At 40.5% G+C, this 15,149-nt stretch carries 14 protein-coding genes and 1 riboswitch; of the genes, 9 read left to right on the top strand and 5 right to left on the bottom strand.

The features are described 5' to 3' along the window. Positions 1-45 precede the first annotated feature (45 nt). From thiM to Aso01_RS06615, 3 genes are all read right to left on the bottom strand, one after another. Entirely contained in the window at positions 46-870 is an 825-nt protein-coding gene (gene thiM / locus Aso01_RS06625; RefSeq protein ID WP_004937253.1) for a hydroxyethylthiazole kinase, read from the bottom strand. A 24-nt stretch (positions 871-894) separates the two neighbouring features. Continuing rightward, positions 895-2,109: a TFIIB-type zinc ribbon-containing protein gene (locus Aso01_RS06620; protein WP_004937255.1), complete on the bottom strand. Its 1,215-nt coding sequence runs from the start codon at positions 2,107-2,109 to the stop codon at positions 895-897. 100 nt (positions 2,110-2,209) lie between these two features. Then, positions 2,210-2,467 (bottom strand): hypothetical protein, encoded by a 258-nt coding sequence (locus Aso01_RS06615; RefSeq protein WP_004937257.1) that lies wholly within the window; start codon positions 2,465-2,467, stop codon positions 2,210-2,212. Between the two features lie 356 nt (positions 2,468-2,823). Between Aso01_RS06615 and pepN the strand changes: the two genes are divergently transcribed. The 3 genes from pepN (at position 2,824) to Aso01_RS06600 (ending at position 6,742) form a co-directional block, all read left to right on the top strand. Beyond that, positions 2,824-5,430 carry an aminopeptidase N gene (pepN, locus tag Aso01_RS06610; RefSeq protein ID WP_004937259.1) on the top strand — a complete coding sequence of 869 codons (2,607 nt, stop codon included), beginning with the start codon at positions 2,824-2,826 and terminating at the stop codon, positions 5,428-5,430. Positions 5,431-5,548: 118 nt separating this feature from the next. Then, the gene (locus tag Aso01_RS06605; RefSeq protein ID WP_004937262.1) at positions 5,549-5,983 is read left to right on the top strand and encodes an I78 family peptidase inhibitor; all 435 of its coding nucleotides are present in this window, start codon (positions 5,549-5,551) and stop codon (positions 5,981-5,983) included. 420 nt (positions 5,984-6,403) lie between these two features. Next, positions 6,404-6,742, top strand: a complete 339-nt coding sequence (locus Aso01_RS06600) for a hypothetical protein (RefSeq protein WP_004937263.1) — start codon at positions 6,404-6,406, stop codon at positions 6,740-6,742. Positions 6,743-6,787: 45 nt separating this feature from the next. Here the strand turns inward: Aso01_RS06600 and Aso01_RS06595 are convergent, their stop codons facing one another. Next, entirely contained in the window at positions 6,788-7,231 is a 444-nt protein-coding gene (locus Aso01_RS06595; RefSeq protein ID WP_004937265.1) for a universal stress protein, read from the bottom strand. 216 nt (positions 7,232-7,447) lie between these two features. Then, positions 7,448-7,873, bottom strand: a complete 426-nt coding sequence (locus tag Aso01_RS06590) for a hypothetical protein (protein WP_004937267.1) — start codon at positions 7,871-7,873, stop codon at positions 7,448-7,450. Between the two features lie 226 nt (positions 7,874-8,099). Between Aso01_RS06590 and pyrG the strand changes: the two genes are divergently transcribed. The 6 genes from pyrG (at position 8,100) to Aso01_RS06560 (ending at position 15,135) form a co-directional block, all read left to right on the top strand. Next, positions 8,100-9,737, top strand: a complete 1,638-nt coding sequence (gene pyrG, locus Aso01_RS06585; RefSeq protein WP_004927357.1) for a CTP synthase — start codon at positions 8,100-8,102, stop codon at positions 9,735-9,737. Between the two features lie 27 nt (positions 9,738-9,764). Next, positions 9,765-10,622 carry a 3-deoxy-8-phosphooctulonate synthase gene (kdsA, locus tag Aso01_RS06580; protein ID WP_004937268.1) on the top strand — a complete coding sequence of 286 codons (858 nt, stop codon included), beginning with the start codon at positions 9,765-9,767 and terminating at the stop codon, positions 10,620-10,622. 45 nt (positions 10,623-10,667) lie between these two features. Then, positions 10,668-11,957 carry a phosphopyruvate hydratase gene (gene eno, locus Aso01_RS06575; protein ID WP_004937269.1) on the top strand — a complete coding sequence of 430 codons (1,290 nt, stop codon included), beginning with the start codon at positions 10,668-10,670 and terminating at the stop codon, positions 11,955-11,957. 490 nt (positions 11,958-12,447) lie between these two features. Further along, positions 12,448-12,837, top strand: coding sequence for a cell division protein FtsB (ftsB, locus tag Aso01_RS06570; protein WP_004937272.1), 390 nt, complete (start codon positions 12,448-12,450; stop codon positions 12,835-12,837). Then, positions 12,803-13,525, top strand: a complete 723-nt coding sequence (ispD, locus tag Aso01_RS06565) for a 2-C-methyl-D-erythritol 4-phosphate cytidylyltransferase (protein WP_004937274.1) — start codon at positions 12,803-12,805, stop codon at positions 13,523-13,525. Before ftsB ends, ispD begins: the two co-directional genes overlap by 35 nt. 130 nt (positions 13,526-13,655) lie before the next feature. Further along, positions 13,656-13,744: riboswitch (glycine riboswitch) on the top strand. A 146-nt stretch (positions 13,745-13,890) separates the two neighbouring features. After that, a complete protein-coding gene (locus Aso01_RS06560; protein WP_004937276.1) occupies positions 13,891-15,135 on the top strand; it encodes a D-amino acid dehydrogenase in 1,245 nt (414 codons plus the stop codon). Positions 15,136-15,149: the final 14 nt, after the last annotated feature.

Genomic DNA, 15,149 nt, shown 5'->3' with positions numbered 1-15,149 from the left:
ATTAAAATCGTCTCTAGATATTTTAAAAATATAGAACTGAGATTTTCAATCATCAGAAATTAATTCAATACGCGCATACTGTTCAATTAAGTTTGCATCGAGCATATGGATATAATCCATAAACATAATATTAAAACTCCCCACCGTTTGGGCTTGATCAAAAGCAAGCTTTCCAGCAATTGCAAAATGCACATGCGCAGTAATTGCCGCCAAATGAACAGGTGCAACAGCACAGTATGCTGCGACTAAAGCACCAAGTGCACAACCTGTTGCAGTGATGCGTGGCTGTAAATGGCTACCACCTTGAATTTTGACAATGCAGGTCATTGCATTTGACAAGATATAATCGGTTTCACCTGAAATCGCCACACAACTGGTTTTAGTTAAAAGGTGCTGGGCGTGATGAAACATTTCATCGCTTTTGAGGGTACTATCTACACCTTTAGATTGGGTCAGGCGCCCTGCAAGGGCACTAATTTCAGAGGCATTACCGCGAATAACCGAGGGGTGATACTGTAATAGCGCATCGACAGCGTCACTTCGCCATTTGAGAATTGGCCCGTATCCTACAGGATCGAGCACCCAAGGAATGTGATGTTTGTGCGCCGTTTGAGCCGAAATCATCATGGCCTGCATCTGCTCTGTGGTCGGGGTACCAGTATTGATGCTAAGTGCGCCACTAATTTGGGTAAAACTCTCAGCCTCAAATGGATTGTCAATCATTGCAGGTGAGGCACCCGCTGCCAGCAAAACATTTGCCGCATAGTTGGCTGCCACGCTATTGGTAATACATTGTACCAGCGGTGCTTGTGCCTGTAATTTTTCCCAAGTATCAATAACATGTTCAATAATGTTGCATGAGTTATACATGGTTGACCCCTAAAAAGAAAAAGCTTACTTGGTAAAATAATGATCTTGATGTTTGCAGTTTCGGCAAATTAACGACACATAATCTGTCGCATCATAATCGACCTCAAGGTCGTTTGAACCACAATTCATACACCGTTTTAAAGAAAAAAAGTTAAGGCGCGGCTCAATCTTGCGCCATGCTTTCCATATCGGTTGTATAAAGATGCGTTCATCATAAGATAAAAACCGATACAAAAATATCTGACTCATTTTACTTAAAGGTAAATTCATGGGCCGAGGTAAAGTTGAGGTTTCCCATCGTTCTGTAATGGCACGCTCTCGATATTGTTCTAGCGTTTTTTTTAGTAAATTCGTATTGATGAAGCTTTCATTACGTGGCTGAAGCGCTTTTTGGGTATACAAATACTCTAATGCAGTCTGGATCAGATAGTAAATCTGGCCCACTGCCAAACCATCAAGAAGTTTATAACAAAATTGCTGGAAATGACGGTTGCCTGCAATTTGTATATTCCATGTGCGACAGTACATTTGCATAAATTGCACAATTTCTTGATACAGCAATTCAAACAATACGTTTTTGACGTCTTCTGTCGTTTTATAAGGAATTCCCATACTTAGATTTTCATAAAACCAATGTCTGAGCTGTTGTACGACACTAAACAAGCTAGGGTCGGAGTAGCCATCGAGTCGAACCCTTAAATAAGCAATCTGTTGTTGTTCATCAAGATGTTCAGGAATAACCAAAATACCTAAATGCAGCAGCTCTTTATACAATGCATTGTTGAAAAGATAATGTGGGCTGATGCTGTGGTACTTAATGGCATGCCAATGTACAAATTCATCGTGCGGAATATTTTCCTGCACATGATCATCTAGTAAAGCCAACAAAAACAGTTTATGCATCAAGCTCAAGTCTTCAAGATTGAACACTTTGTCATCTTTAATCTGGTTTTTTTTCTGCTCTTGCTGACGAGCTTGTTTAATCATTTTTTTGCGTTGTTCGGTACAGCTTATGCAATGACACACACGCTTGTGATCTTGAAATACACGATGCTGACAGTGGCTGCATTCTTGAAATTGAACATCCTGCTCATACTCTTCTGCCTCAACCCAAAACATAGCGGCTTGGCACAGTGGGCACTGACTACTTTCATCAAGTTGTTTTTGCAGAATATTCAAAATAACACTCAGGTAAAGAACGAGAGTTGAATTATATCGCGTCTGTTCAAATTGCGACATCCAGATTTACAGATCAAATGATCAGATCAAAGCTCTCTATAAATAGAACACACAAAAAAGGCTCAAAGTTAAATCTTTGAGCCTTCTACTTTATATAAATTTAAACAGGGCAGGGCAAAGATTCGTCGTGTTGGCCAAGTTTTTTGGCTGCAATAAGGGCTTTGACCTTGCGCGAAGGTGCTTTTTCTTTACCCAAAGCATCGTAAGTATTCACAATGGCTGTGACATCTTGTGCGCTAAGTTCAATTCCTTCTGCGGTCATGAACACCGCAATAACATTGGGACAAACGCCAGCCCTGTGCAAATCATGAATGGCTTTGATATTTTCAACGCGATGTAAGTGTTGTGTGAGTTCCATATCGATCACCTCTTCGACATTATGTATTTTATATTGGCCAACTTGGTCTTGCTAATACAAGCAAAAAACGTGCACAAAATGTAATCGAAACTTAAAAATGTAAGTCGGCGTTACAATGAAATAGATTGTCTTACTTTCAGCCAAAATTAAACAAAGCAAAAGAAAGAGCTAAAAAACTCAAGCCAAACAAAACGTTTTTTGAGCATTTGTACGTACTTACAATTGAAAAATAATTCGATAAGACGCATCTTAATTTTAAATTGAAACTTCGCAGACACATTGATTAAGTTGGCGTATGATCAAATGCATACACAATAATGACTGATGCCATGCATAAGGGCAAAATAGGAAAATATATGAATATTGCGGCAAACCCTCATATTTCGGCAGATCAAACGGTTTATCTTAAAGATTATCAACAGCCATCTTTCTTGGTCGATTCGATCAACCTTGATATTCAGGTACACGATGATCATACGCACGTGTTTTCTACACTGGTGATGAAACGAAATGCTGCTGGTGATTTGGTACTATTGGGTCGTGATCTTGAACTGGTATCGATTAAATTAAATGGCGAGTCGCTTAACAGTGAAGATTACACGCTTGATGATGAGCAATTGGTGATTACCAATGCACCAGATCAACTCACACTTGAAACCCAAGTGGTGATTCATCCAGAAAGTAATACCCAGCTAGAAGGTCTATACAAAGCTGGCGATTTGTTTGTCACGCAAAATGAACCAGAAGGTTTCCGCAAAATTACCTTTTATCCTGACCGTCCAGATGTATTGTCAGTATTCACTACACGTGTTGAAGCCGATAAAAAATATCCTGTATTACTGGCTAACGGTAACTTGCTTGAAACGGGTACCGTGGGTGAAGACCGTCACTTTGCCATCTGGCAAGATCCAACTAAAAAACCAAGTTATTTATTTGCCTGTGTGATTGGTGATTTGGCTGTACTGAAGGATCGATATACGACTTCCGAAGGCCGCGATGTTGCACTTGAAATATATGCTATCGAAAAGGATATTCCAAAATGCAAAATTGCCATGGAAGCACTCAAGCATTCTATGCGTTGGGATGAAGAGCACTATGGCCGTCCATACGACTTAGACAATTATATGATTGTAGCGGTCAGCCAGTTCAACATGGGGGCTATGGAAAACAAAGGCTTAAATATTTTTAATACCTCTTGTGTGCTGGCCGATGAAGAATACACCACCGATGCCGCGATTATGCGTGTACAGTCCGTGATTGCACACGAATACTTTCATAACTGGACTGGAAACCGTATTACTTGTCGTGACTGGTTCCAGTTGTGCCTTAAAGAAGGTTTAACCGTTTTTAGAGATCAGTCATTTTCTGAAGACCTTCAATCTGCTGCGGTACAACGCATTGACGATGTCGCGGTACTCAAAGCGCATCAATTTCCAGAAGATGCTGGCCCACTTTCGCATCCACCACGTCCAGATCATTTTGTGGAAATTAATAACTTTTACACCGCTACGGTGTATGAAAAAGGTGCCGAAATTAATCGAATGATGGCGACACTTCTTGGCAAAGAAAAGTTCCGCCAAGGCACCGATGAGTATTTTAAGCGCTTCGATGGTCAAGCAGTTACGGTTGAAGACTGGATTGATGCACTTTCAGCTGGATCGGGTGTCGATTTATCCGCCTTTTTGATCTGGTACAACCAGCCGGGAACACCAAAGCTCGAAGTTGAGAGCGAATATCACCCTGATCAGCGCATCTATCGTTTGAACTTTAAACAAAGTCTTAAAGCGCATCCTAAATATCCAAATTTAAAGGCCGTGCCTATTCCTGTTGCTTTGGCGCTGTTTAACCCGCAAACAGGTGAACAATACACCTTAAATAGTCCAGATTTGTTTGAAAATCAGGTGAAAGACGGTGTGTATTTATTTGATCAAGATCACGCAAGTATTGAGTTTTCAGGTGTCGATCAGCCGCCTGTCGTTTCGTTACTACGTAACTTTTCTGCACCGGTGAATCTGGTCTTTAATTATACCGATGAAGAGCTGGCATTTTTAATTCAGCACGAAACCAATGGATTTAATCAGTGGCAGGCGAGTCAAACCTTACTTGAGCGCATTTTATTGCAGGAACACTCGGTTGAGCCTTATATCGACGCCATTCAAAAAACGTTACCTACGCTAGTACGTCAGGATCCATTATTGGCGTCACGACTTTTTGATGTTCCAACAGAGGGTTATTTGGGAAGTCGTATCGATCACGATTATCAGCCTGAGCAAGTGCAGGAAAAGCGTAATTCTGTTTTAGAAACCCTAGCACGTGCATTAAATGGGTTCTGGAAAGAAACCTATTTAGCGTTAAATCCAGCACTACAACACGATTTCTCTCAAGCAATGGGAGAGCGTGCGCTTAAAAATATCATGCTCAGCATGATGGCGCGCCAAGGTGATGATGAGGTGTTCGAGCTCGCTTATACCCAGTATCAAACAACTGGCAACATGTCAGAGCGTTTAGGTGCGTTACGCGTACTGGTCTGGAATGATGCGCCTCAGGCACAGCAGGCACTTGATGACTTTTATAATCGTTATAAGGATGAGGCGCTATCGCTTGATCAGTGGTTTATGATTCAGGCGGCGAATCCTAATGCTACAGCAGAGACCATTCGTACACTTACTCAGCATCCTGATTATGATTTGGGAACACCAAACCGTGTACGCTCGGTGAGTGGTGGTTTGAGTAATAATCCTGTCAATGCATGGAGTTATGGGGTAGAGCACTATATCGATTTGGCTCAGTATTTTGACGAAAAAAATCCGATTTTAGGCTCACGCCTCTTACAAGTATTATCTCGCTGGTACACCTTGGCCGAGCCGCATAAAACGCGTGTAAAAGAAGCACTTCAAGCACTACAACCTAAAGTTAAATCCAAGAACGTAAAGGAGACACTCAATAGTATTTTGAGTGTCTAATCGTATCAGTTGTCAGTGAAATGATAAACGGGACTTCCATTCTTGTGAGGTCCCATTGTAATTTGAAAGCTGGATTTTCATAAACAACAACGACTTTTATTCAAAAGGATATTATTCAATGAAAAAGAATATTTTATGGGCTGCTTTAATGCTGCCATTAGCAGCATGTTCGTCTTATCCGCATTCAGGTGAAAAAATGCCAAAAATCGGTATGCCTAATCCGGCCAGCCAGTATTGTGTTGAGCAAAAAGGAAAGCTGGAAATTCGCAATGGACCAGAAGGGCAAACGGGTTATTGCCACTTGCCAAATGGACAAGTCGTTGAGGAGTGGGCATTATTTCGTTCTCAACAAAAAAACTGTATGCCAGATGAAGCCCAAAAGCTTGTTGGACAGTCGGGTTTGACTGATGAACAGATTAAACAGGTATCACGTGCACAAATTGTGCGCAATATAGCACCCGGGCAGCCAGTGACCATGGATTATCGTGAAAATCGTGTCACTGTGGTTACCGATCCTTCAACCAAAAAAATTGTAAAGGTAAGTTGTGGTTGATTTGACCTATTTTTAATGTTTTAAAAATAATTAAATAGTCATGCAATCTTTGAAATATAAGACTGCGTGGCCTTTATAATCTATCGACCTGAATTATTCACTCGAATAGTGGATAGGAAGAGATAGATATATTTTACGAAGCTATACTTGGTTTCAGAATAAATGTTTCATTATATTTAATAATTTGACAGTCATTATACAGAGTTGTTTATATTGAATGACCAATTGACTCAACTACTTTTTTGTTTAACTTATAAGCATATGCCATTTTGAAATGAATTTTTCGCTATTAGGCATAGCAACATTGCCAAAGGAATGTTCAATTTTACTGTGACAGGTTACATAAGCTAGGACGCAGCGCTGTTGTCGATAGGATGCACTTTCAACAATTATCTTAGTGATTAATTTTTTGGAGGTCAGATGAATCATCTACAGTTTTTGCTGTTAAAACTTTCTGAGGAATGTCATCAAATTGGAAAGATTGCATCAGATAGCGCACAATTGGGTTTGCTCAATGCCAATCCTGAACAAGGAGAGCGTAATAAAGCATGCTTACACAGCAGGTTGAATCACTTAAATGCCATCCTTTTGTTGTTGAATGAATCATACAATCTGGATTATCGCCCAGATGTAATGCAAATGAATAAATCTCAGGTCAAAATCAATAAAGATTTAAATCATGCGATTGGTTCAGGTATGGTCACTTTACATGTGCCATTTCAACAATGGCACGATGCCGAATTAAAACGACAAAAATGAAAAAGCCCTGAATTGATCAGCGCTTTTATAAGTTTGAACAAAAAATTATTTTTTTACAATCATCACAGGGACCACACTTTCACTGGCGACTTTTTGTGCGACACTACCTAAAACAAATTTTTTCAGCCCTGATCGGCCGTGAGAACCCATAATAATCAGATCGGCATTTACTTCATCGGCAATATTCAAAATGCCAGTCGCAGTTGGTTCTTCACGAATGATTTTAACGTCTGTGTCGATTTGATGTGCGAGAAACTGTTGCTGAATCTGCTCAAGATGCTTTTGAGCATGTGCTTCGGCATCCATGAAGTGATTGGTAATCGCGGGGGCTACCTTATAAAAATCGACACCAACAAATGGATCGACTGCCACAACACTCATGACTGTAACTCGACTGCCAAAAGCTTGAGCAATAAAAAGTGCATGCCGGGTAGCAATTTCTGAAAGTTCCGAATCATCAACGGGAACAAGAATGTGTTGGTAGCTCATATTATTCTCCTTTATTACTCTTTTTAAAACTTAAATTACGTTTTTAGCTTAACATACTGTCTAAAAGATAAAGTCTATTTAGAATTTTTTTAGAGATAAAATTTCATATAATCAACAAATTAAACACGAATTACCAACACTAAGTTTTGTTATATACATCTAAAAAAAAGCCCGCAAGTAATCCTTAACGGGCATCTTTTACTGCGCAAAACGCAATTAGTTTTTGAGGGCAGGTGTTGCTGCTGCAATCGCATCCGCCACCGCATCATCTTCACTACGGTTTTGTTTGGTGGTTGAACGAGCTGGCTGTTCTTCCGTATTCGCCGTTGAAACTTCCGTTTTCGGTTCGGCTTTTGGTTCTTCTTTCACTGGCGTTTCAACAGGTTTTGCGGCATGGTGCTGCTCACGACGAATCTCTGTTGTGGTATTTGGTGTTTCCATCCGCTCAATTACGACGGTCTGTTCTGTGGTCGACTGTTGGCTTTGTGCCTCTTGAAGCGGTTTAAGCTCAGTTGGTTGCTGCTCCTGAGAGCTTGTTTCCATTTGAGACTGATTTTCATCTTTTGGTTGTTCTTTTTTTGAACAAGCCGTTAAAAATAAGCCAGCAGCAATCAATCCACAAATTAAGAATTTTTTATTCATGTGTGTACAAATTAAATCTAGAAATAGGTGCGCCTATTATAACAATAAAAATCGCTATGAAAATCCTCGTTACAAAGTCTAATTTTCCGATAAAAATGCTGCTAGAATAGCCAATTGTTTATTGTTCTAACATTTGATGCTGAATGACTTTGCTTTATAGGTGCAGAGTAAAGTAAAATTGCCCAGCATTGCATGCCGATTTAGGCTCGATTGTACGAGAAACCCAATGACCCATTTTATTTTCGTAACTGGTGGTGTTGTTTCATCACTAGGTAAAGGTATTTCAGCTGCTTCAGTTGCTGCACTTTTAGAAGCCCGTGGTTTAAAAGTAACCATGGTAAAAATGGATCCATATATTAATGTTGATCCGGGGACAATGAGTCCATTCCAACACGGTGAAGTTTTTGTTACTGAAGATGGTGCCGAAACAGATTTAGATTTGGGCTATTACGAACGTTTCTTACGTCGTGCGAAAATGACCAAATTGAACAACTTCACCAGTGGTCGTGTTTATCAAGACGTTTTAAATAAAGAACGTCGTGGCGATTACTTAGGTGGTACGGTTCAAGTTATTCCACATATTACCGATAACATCAAAGAACGTGTTCTTGCAGCCGGTGAAGGCTATGATGTCGCGATTGTCGAAATCGGTGGTACGGTTGGTGATATCGAATCTTTACCATTTATGGAATCTGTACGTCAGTTAATGGTCGAACTTGGCCATAAGCGTACGATGTTGATGCATTTGACACTCCTCCCATATATTCGTTCAGCAGCAGAGTTGAAAACCAAACCAACTCAACATTCTGTGAAAGAATTATTGTCAATTGGTATTCAACCGGATATTTTGATCTGCCGTACAGAGCATGACGTAGATGCCGACACCAAACGTAAAATCGCATTGTTTACCAATGTTGAAGCACGTGCGGTTGTGGTCTGTAAAGATGCGAAAACCATCTATCAAATTCCGCGTAACTTCTACGAGCAAAAAGTAGACGACCTCATCTGTGAGCGTTTCGGCTACAACGATTTGCCACAAGCTGATCTTTCAGATTGGGATCAGGTATGTGAAGCGTTATTTAACCCTGAATACATTGTTCGTGTCGCAATGGTAGGTAAATACGTTGAACTTCCAGATGCTTATAAGTCTGTCAATGAAGCTTTACTTCATGCGGGTATTCAAAATCGCGTAAAAGTTCAGATCGACTATGTCGATGCAGAAACGCTTGAAACCCAAGATATCTCTATTTTGTCTACGGCTGACGCTATCCTTGTACCGGGTGGTTTTGGTGAGCGTGGAACAGAAGGCAAGATGTTGGCGATTAAGTATGCGCGTGAGCAAGGTATTCCATTTTTAGGAATCTGCTTGGGCATGCAGCTTGCGGTAATTGAATACGCACGTAATGTTGCAGGTTTGGCAGAAGCTACATCGACTGAATTTAACCGTTCGACCAAGTTCCCAATCATTGGTCTGATCACAGAGTGGTTAGACGAGCGTGGTGAACTTCAACAGCGCAGCGTTGAGTCGGATCTTGGTGGAACCATGCGTTTGGGTGCACAAAAATCTGAACTGGTCGAAGGCACTAAAACACGTCAGGTGTATGGTAAGGCTGAGATTGTAGAGCGTCATCGTCACCGCTATGAAATGAACGACCGCTTTATTGAGCCAATTGAAAAAGCGGGTATGAAAATTTCGGGCTATTCAACTGCGCAACATTTGGTTGAAACAGTCGAAATTCCTGAACATCCTTGGTTTATTGCTGTACAATTCCATCCTGAATTTACAAGTTCGCCACGTGATGGACATCCATTATTTGCTAGCTTTATCGATGCTGCGAAAAAACAGCACCTTAAAACGAAATAATACGACGCATAAACTAGGACTGTTTAAATGTCACAATTAAAACCCCAAGAGATTGTACGTTTAGGCGATATACAAATGGCAAATCATTTGCCATTTGTATTATTTGGCGGAATGAATGTACTTGAGTCGAAAGATCTTGCATTTGAAATTGCAGAAACCTATGTAGATATCTGCAAACGCCTTGAAATCCCTTACGTTTTTAAAGCAAGTTTTGATAAAGCAAACCGTTCAAGCCTACATTCGTTTCGTGGTCCTGGCCTCGAAAAAGGTATTGAATGGCTCGGTGAAATTAAAAAACATTTTAATGTTCCAATTATTACCGATGTGCATGAACCGTATCAGGCTGCTCCTGTTGCAGAGGTTGCCGATATTATTCAATTGCCTGCATTCTTGAGCCGTCAAACGGATCTGGTTGAGGCAATGGCAAAAACTCAAGCCATTATTAATATTAAAAAAGCACAATTCTTGTCGCCGCGTGAAATGAATCATATCTTGAACAAGTGCCTTGAAGCGGGCAATGACAAGCTGATTTTATGTGAGCGTGGAACCTCTTTTGGCTACAATAATCTTGTTGTCGATATGCTTGGTTTCGACACCATGAAAGAGATGAATGTGCCAGTATTTTTTGATGTCACGCATGCACTTCAAACACCTGGTGGTCGAGCTGACTCGGCAGGTGGACGCCGTGCACAAATTACGACATTAGCTCGCGCAGGGATGGCGACTGGATTGGCTGGATTGTTCTTAGAAGCACATCCAGATCCTGAAAAAGCCAAATGTGATGGTCCTTGTGCGTTACGCCTATCACAGCTTGAGCCTTTCTTGGCACAATTAAAAGAATTGGATACTTTAGTTAAAGGATTCAAAAAGTTAAATACTGATTGATGCAAATGATTGCATCTTATTTTTCATTCAATTGAGGAATTGTTCATGAGCCAAATCGTTGACATTCGTGCACGTGAAATTTTGGACTCTCGTGGTAACCCGACCATCGAAGCAGACGTAATCTTAGCATCTGGCGTAGTTGGTCGTGCATGTGCACCATCTGGTGCTTCAACTGGTTCTCGTGAAGCGTTAGAACTTCGTGATGGCGATAAAGCACGCTATTTGGGTAAGGGCGTTAAAACTGCGGTGAATAACGTCAACACTGTTATCCGTGACGCTTTAGTGGGCAAATCAGTATTTGAACAAAAAGACATCGATAACACGATGATCGAGCTTGATGGTACTGAAAATAAAGAAAAATTAGGTGCGAATGCAACTTTGGCGGTATCACTAGCTGCTGCACGCGCTGCTGCCGATGAAAAGAAAATCCCTCTTTTCCAATACATCGCAGACTTACGTGGTCAAACCATCTTGACGATGCCTGTACCTATGATGAACATCATCAATGGTGGTTCGCATGCAGACAATAACGTTGATATTCAAGAGTTTATGATTGAACCTGTTGGCTTCACTTCATTCTCTGAAGCATTGCGTGCAGGTGCTGAAATCTTCCATTCTCTAAAATCAGTTTTAAACAAAAAAGGTTTAAACACTGCTGTGGGTGATGAAGGTGGTTTTGCTCCAAACTTGCGTTCTAACGAAGAGGCAATCACTGTTATTCTTGAAGCGATTGGTCAAACTGGCTACAAGGCGGGTTCTGACATCATGCTTGCACTTGACTGTGCATCTTCAGAATTTTATAAAAATGGTCAGTACATCTTGGCTGGTGAAGGCAATAAAGCATTCACAAGCAACCAGTTCTCTGACTATTTAGCAGGTCTTGTAAACCAGTATCCAATTATCTCTATTGAAGATGGTTTAGATGAGTCTGATTGGGAAGGTTGGTCTTACTTGACATCGATTCTGGGTGACAAAATCCAGTTGGTGGGTGATGACCTGTTTGTGACCAATCCAAAAATCCTTCAACGTGGTATCAATGAGAAAGTAGGTAACTCTATCTTAATCAAGTACAACCAAATTGGTACGTTGACTGAAACGCTAGATGCAATCTATTTAGCGAAAGACAATGGTTATTCTACAGTGATTTCACACCGTTCAGGTGAAACTGAAGATTCAACTATTGCAGATCTTGCAGTAGGTACTGCTGCGGGTCAAATCAAAACAGGTTCATTGTGCCGTTCTGATCGTGTATCAAAATACAACCAGTTGCTTCGTATTGAAGAGTTAACTAAAGCGGCTTACCGTGGTAAGGCGGAATTCAAAGGTTTAAATTAAGCTTTGAATGTAATTGCAAATCATCATCAGTCTTGAATTGAAGAGATTTGCAGGCAATAAAAGGTGCTATGTTTAATAGCACCTTTTTTATTTTAGAGTGATATTTTCACATTTAGTGATTCATACACGGCACAACAGTTTTTGAAATGAGTTGCTAATTTAAAGAGTCCGGAAACTGACTATATTTCTCTATTGAGCAATGAAAAGTGGCTGAATTACATTTAAAGCATCCAGAAGAATTGCAAAAAATAGCATAAAATTAATAGCAGAAAGTTGCCTTAGTTTTGAGTAGATTACTCAAATCATACCCGATAGACCCTTTTCAATTGAGATGAACTTTGACAAAATGAGACGCGTCAAAAAGGTCAATAACGTTATGATTGGCTTTTAATTTTTTTATTTAGATTTGGCCACAATTGTGCATGCCAAGTTTCAAATTGTTATATCATACAAAACATTAAAGGATGTTTTAATTGAAGTGCTCAAGACTATGTTAGAAGTTTTTAAGTCTACTTCGAGCAAACTTATATTGGGGCTTGTCATCATTTTGGTTGCAGGTCTTCAGTACAGTTTCTGGTGGGGTGAGGGTGGTTATTTTCCGCATCAAGCCTTAACACAGCAAATTGCTCAACAAGCTGAAATCAATCAAGAATTAAAAGAGCGAAATCGAATTCTTGCTGCTGAAGTCTATGATCTGAAAAATGGCACAGAGGCGATTGAAGAACATGCACGTCTCGATTTGGGTTTAATTAAGCCTCATGAAACCTTTGTTCAAATGAGTACGATTAGTACCCAGTACAAGCCGATTTATATCGATCCAAATGCTAAAGTAGATATGCAAACCAATGAAACCCCACCAACACCCGACATTCCAGACTAAGTTATGGGCAATTATTCCTGCTGCTGGAAGCGGGTCGCGTTTTTCTAAAACCGAGTTAAAACAATACCAGTTGATTGATGATAAAACTGTTTTAGAACACACAGTTGATCGATTAAATGGCTTACCCCTCGATGGTTATGTTTTGGCGATTGGTCAAGATGACAATATTGCCCAGACACTTCCTTTAAAGAATCGCCATAAAGCACATTTTTGTTTGGGCGGGAAAGAACGAGCCGACTCAGTATTAAATGCGCTGAATCATCTTTTGCGCTTTGCTTCAGAAGATGACTATGTTTTGGTGCATGATGCTGCTCGTCCATGTGTGAGCTTGCCCAACCTAGAGGCACTAATGACACATTGTACAGCGCATGATGTACATGCCATTTTGGCAACGCCTGTCAGAGATACGCTTAAACGAGTACAACAACAGCCTAAAATTGAGAAAACTGTTGATCGGAGTTTCCTCTGGCAGGCACAAACACCACAAATGGCAAAGCTGGGTATTTTAAAGCGTTGTATTGAGTACGCTTTAATGAATCAAATTCCGATCACAGATGAAGCAAGCGCATTAGAATATATGGGTGAAACTGTAGATGTGGTTCAAGGGCGTTCTGATAACATTAAAATTACTTATTCAGAGGATTTACAACTTGCTCGCCTGATTCTAAATGCACAGCGGCAGAGTTGATTTGAGTCAATATTTTTTAAAGCGCTTGTATTTGAAAAGATACAGGCGCTTTTTTTATACACTACAATTCATTAACGATAATAAGTTGATTTTATACTGAATTGGCATATACATTGCTTTTATAAACATAACGATTATTGCAGGAGAGATGTCCTTTTAGGATACGCCGAAGGAGCAACGACCCCGGAAACTCTCAGGCAAAAGGACTGTAGTGATCGATAAGTAATCTGGAGAGAAGTATCTTAGTATACTCACCGAAGGGGATGGTCGACAGATTTATGGTAAATCTAGTCGCATCGAAGCTCTCAGGTACCATGACAGATGGGGCAACTTCTGAAATGTTGTAACATTTCAAAGGAGCAATTATGTCTCATATTATTGTGATTGGTGCGGGTATTACAGGTGTTACATCGGCCTATGAGCTGGCAAAATTGGGGTATCAGGTCACGGTGATTGACCGACATTTGTTTCCAGCCATGGAAACATCATTTGCCAATGGTGGACAACTTTCAGCGTGTAATGCAGAAGTCTGGAATCAAAAATCTACAGTGGCCAAGGGCATCAAATGGATGTCTCACAAAGATGCACCGTTACTGTTAAATCCTTCATTTAATTTGCATAAATATAGTTGGCTATTTGAGTTTTTATCGCAAATCAAAAATTATGAAAAAAACACCATCGATACAGTACGATTGGCACTTTTAGCCCGCCAACGCCTGTTTGAAATTGCTAAAGATGAAAATATTGATTTTAATCTGGAAAAGCGCGGTATTTTGCACATTTATCACAATGAATCGGACTATATCGTTGCCAAAAATGTGAATGATCTGCTGGTTAAAGGTCAGCTTGAGCGCTATGGTGTCACGCCTCAACAAATGAAGCAGATTGAGCCGACTTTGGCAGGTGAATATTTTGGTGGGTATTACACGCCTGGAGATGCAACAGGCGACATTCATAAATTTAGTGTGGGGTTGGCCGAGCGCTCAAAAACGTATGGCGTGAATTACCAGTTTGGTTGGGATGTCAAAGATGTTCAGTTAAATGAGCATATGGTTCGTGTAACGTGTTTGCCAAGTGATGAAAACATGTCGCAACTATCAAAAGAAGAGCTTTGTATTGAGGCCGACGGTATTATTGTCTGTGGTGGTGTGGGAAGTTATCAGCTTGCACATATGCTGGGCGATCGAGTAAATGTATACCCAGTCAAAGGATATTCGATTACGGTGCATTTGAAAGATACGAAAAGCATTGCCAACGCGCCTTGGGTGAGTTTACTCGATGAGCGTGCCAAGATCGTGACATCACGCTTAGGAGAAGATCGCTTACGTGTAGCCGGGACTGCCGAATTTAATGGCTATAACCGAGATATTCGGGCAGATCGTATTCAACCTTTAATTAACTGGGTGAATGAAAACTTTGATCTTTCCACCGAACATGTAGTGCCTTGGGCAGGCTTAAGACCTATGATGCCCAACATGATGCCGGTTGTAAAACAGGGCAGACATCCACGTGTATTTTACAACACTGGACATGGCCATTTAGGATGGACACTTTCGGCCGCAACTGCTTCCATGATTAGTCAAGAAATTGCGATGAAGGTTCCTGCCTAAGCATATACGCACGG

It is taken from the genome of Acinetobacter soli (genome assembly GCF_000760595.1).
Lineage (GTDB): Bacteria > Pseudomonadota > Gammaproteobacteria > Pseudomonadales > Moraxellaceae > Acinetobacter > Acinetobacter soli.
Note: the sequence above shows the minus strand (reverse complement) of the source record. Positions and strands in the feature narration are given on the sequence as shown.

What these genes read in the sequence shown, in the direction of transcription:
- Aso01_RS06560 (WP_004937276.1), top strand. Translation starts at nt 13,891, where the DNA reads ATGTCTCATATTATTGTGATTGGTGCGGGTATTACAGGTGTTACATCG.
- pyrG (WP_004927357.1), top strand. Translation starts at nt 8,100, where the DNA reads ATGACCCATTTTATTTTCGTAACTGGTGGTGTTGTTTCATCACTAGGT.
- pepN (WP_004937259.1), top strand. Translation starts at nt 2,824, where the DNA reads ATGAATATTGCGGCAAACCCTCATATTTCGGCAGATCAAACGGTTTAT.
- Aso01_RS06620 (WP_004937255.1), bottom strand. Translation starts at nt 2,109, where the DNA reads ATGTCGCAATTTGAACAGACGCGATATAATTCAACTCTCGTTCTTTAC.
- ispD (WP_004937274.1), top strand. Translation starts at nt 12,803, where the DNA reads ATGAAACCCCACCAACACCCGACATTCCAGACTAAGTTATGGGCAATT.
- kdsA (WP_004937268.1), top strand. Translation starts at nt 9,765, where the DNA reads ATGTCACAATTAAAACCCCAAGAGATTGTACGTTTAGGCGATATACAA.
- Aso01_RS06595 (WP_004937265.1), bottom strand. Translation starts at nt 7,231, where the DNA reads ATGAGCTACCAACACATTCTTGTTCCCGTTGATGATTCGGAACTTTCA.
- Aso01_RS06605 (WP_004937262.1), top strand. Translation starts at nt 5,549, where the DNA reads ATGAAAAAGAATATTTTATGGGCTGCTTTAATGCTGCCATTAGCAGCA.
- eno (WP_004937269.1), top strand. Translation starts at nt 10,668, where the DNA reads ATGAGCCAAATCGTTGACATTCGTGCACGTGAAATTTTGGACTCTCGT.
- Aso01_RS06615 (WP_004937257.1), bottom strand. Translation starts at nt 2,467, where the DNA reads ATGGAACTCACACAACACTTACATCGCGTTGAAAATATCAAAGCCATT.
- thiM (WP_004937253.1), bottom strand. Translation starts at nt 870, where the DNA reads ATGTATAACTCATGCAACATTATTGAACATGTTATTGATACTTGGGAA.
- Aso01_RS06600 (WP_004937263.1), top strand. Translation starts at nt 6,404, where the DNA reads ATGAATCATCTACAGTTTTTGCTGTTAAAACTTTCTGAGGAATGTCAT.
- ftsB (WP_004937272.1), top strand. Translation starts at nt 12,448, where the DNA reads ATGTTAGAAGTTTTTAAGTCTACTTCGAGCAAACTTATATTGGGGCTT.
- Aso01_RS06590 (WP_004937267.1), bottom strand. Translation starts at nt 7,873, where the DNA reads ATGAATAAAAAATTCTTAATTTGTGGATTGATTGCTGCTGGCTTATTT.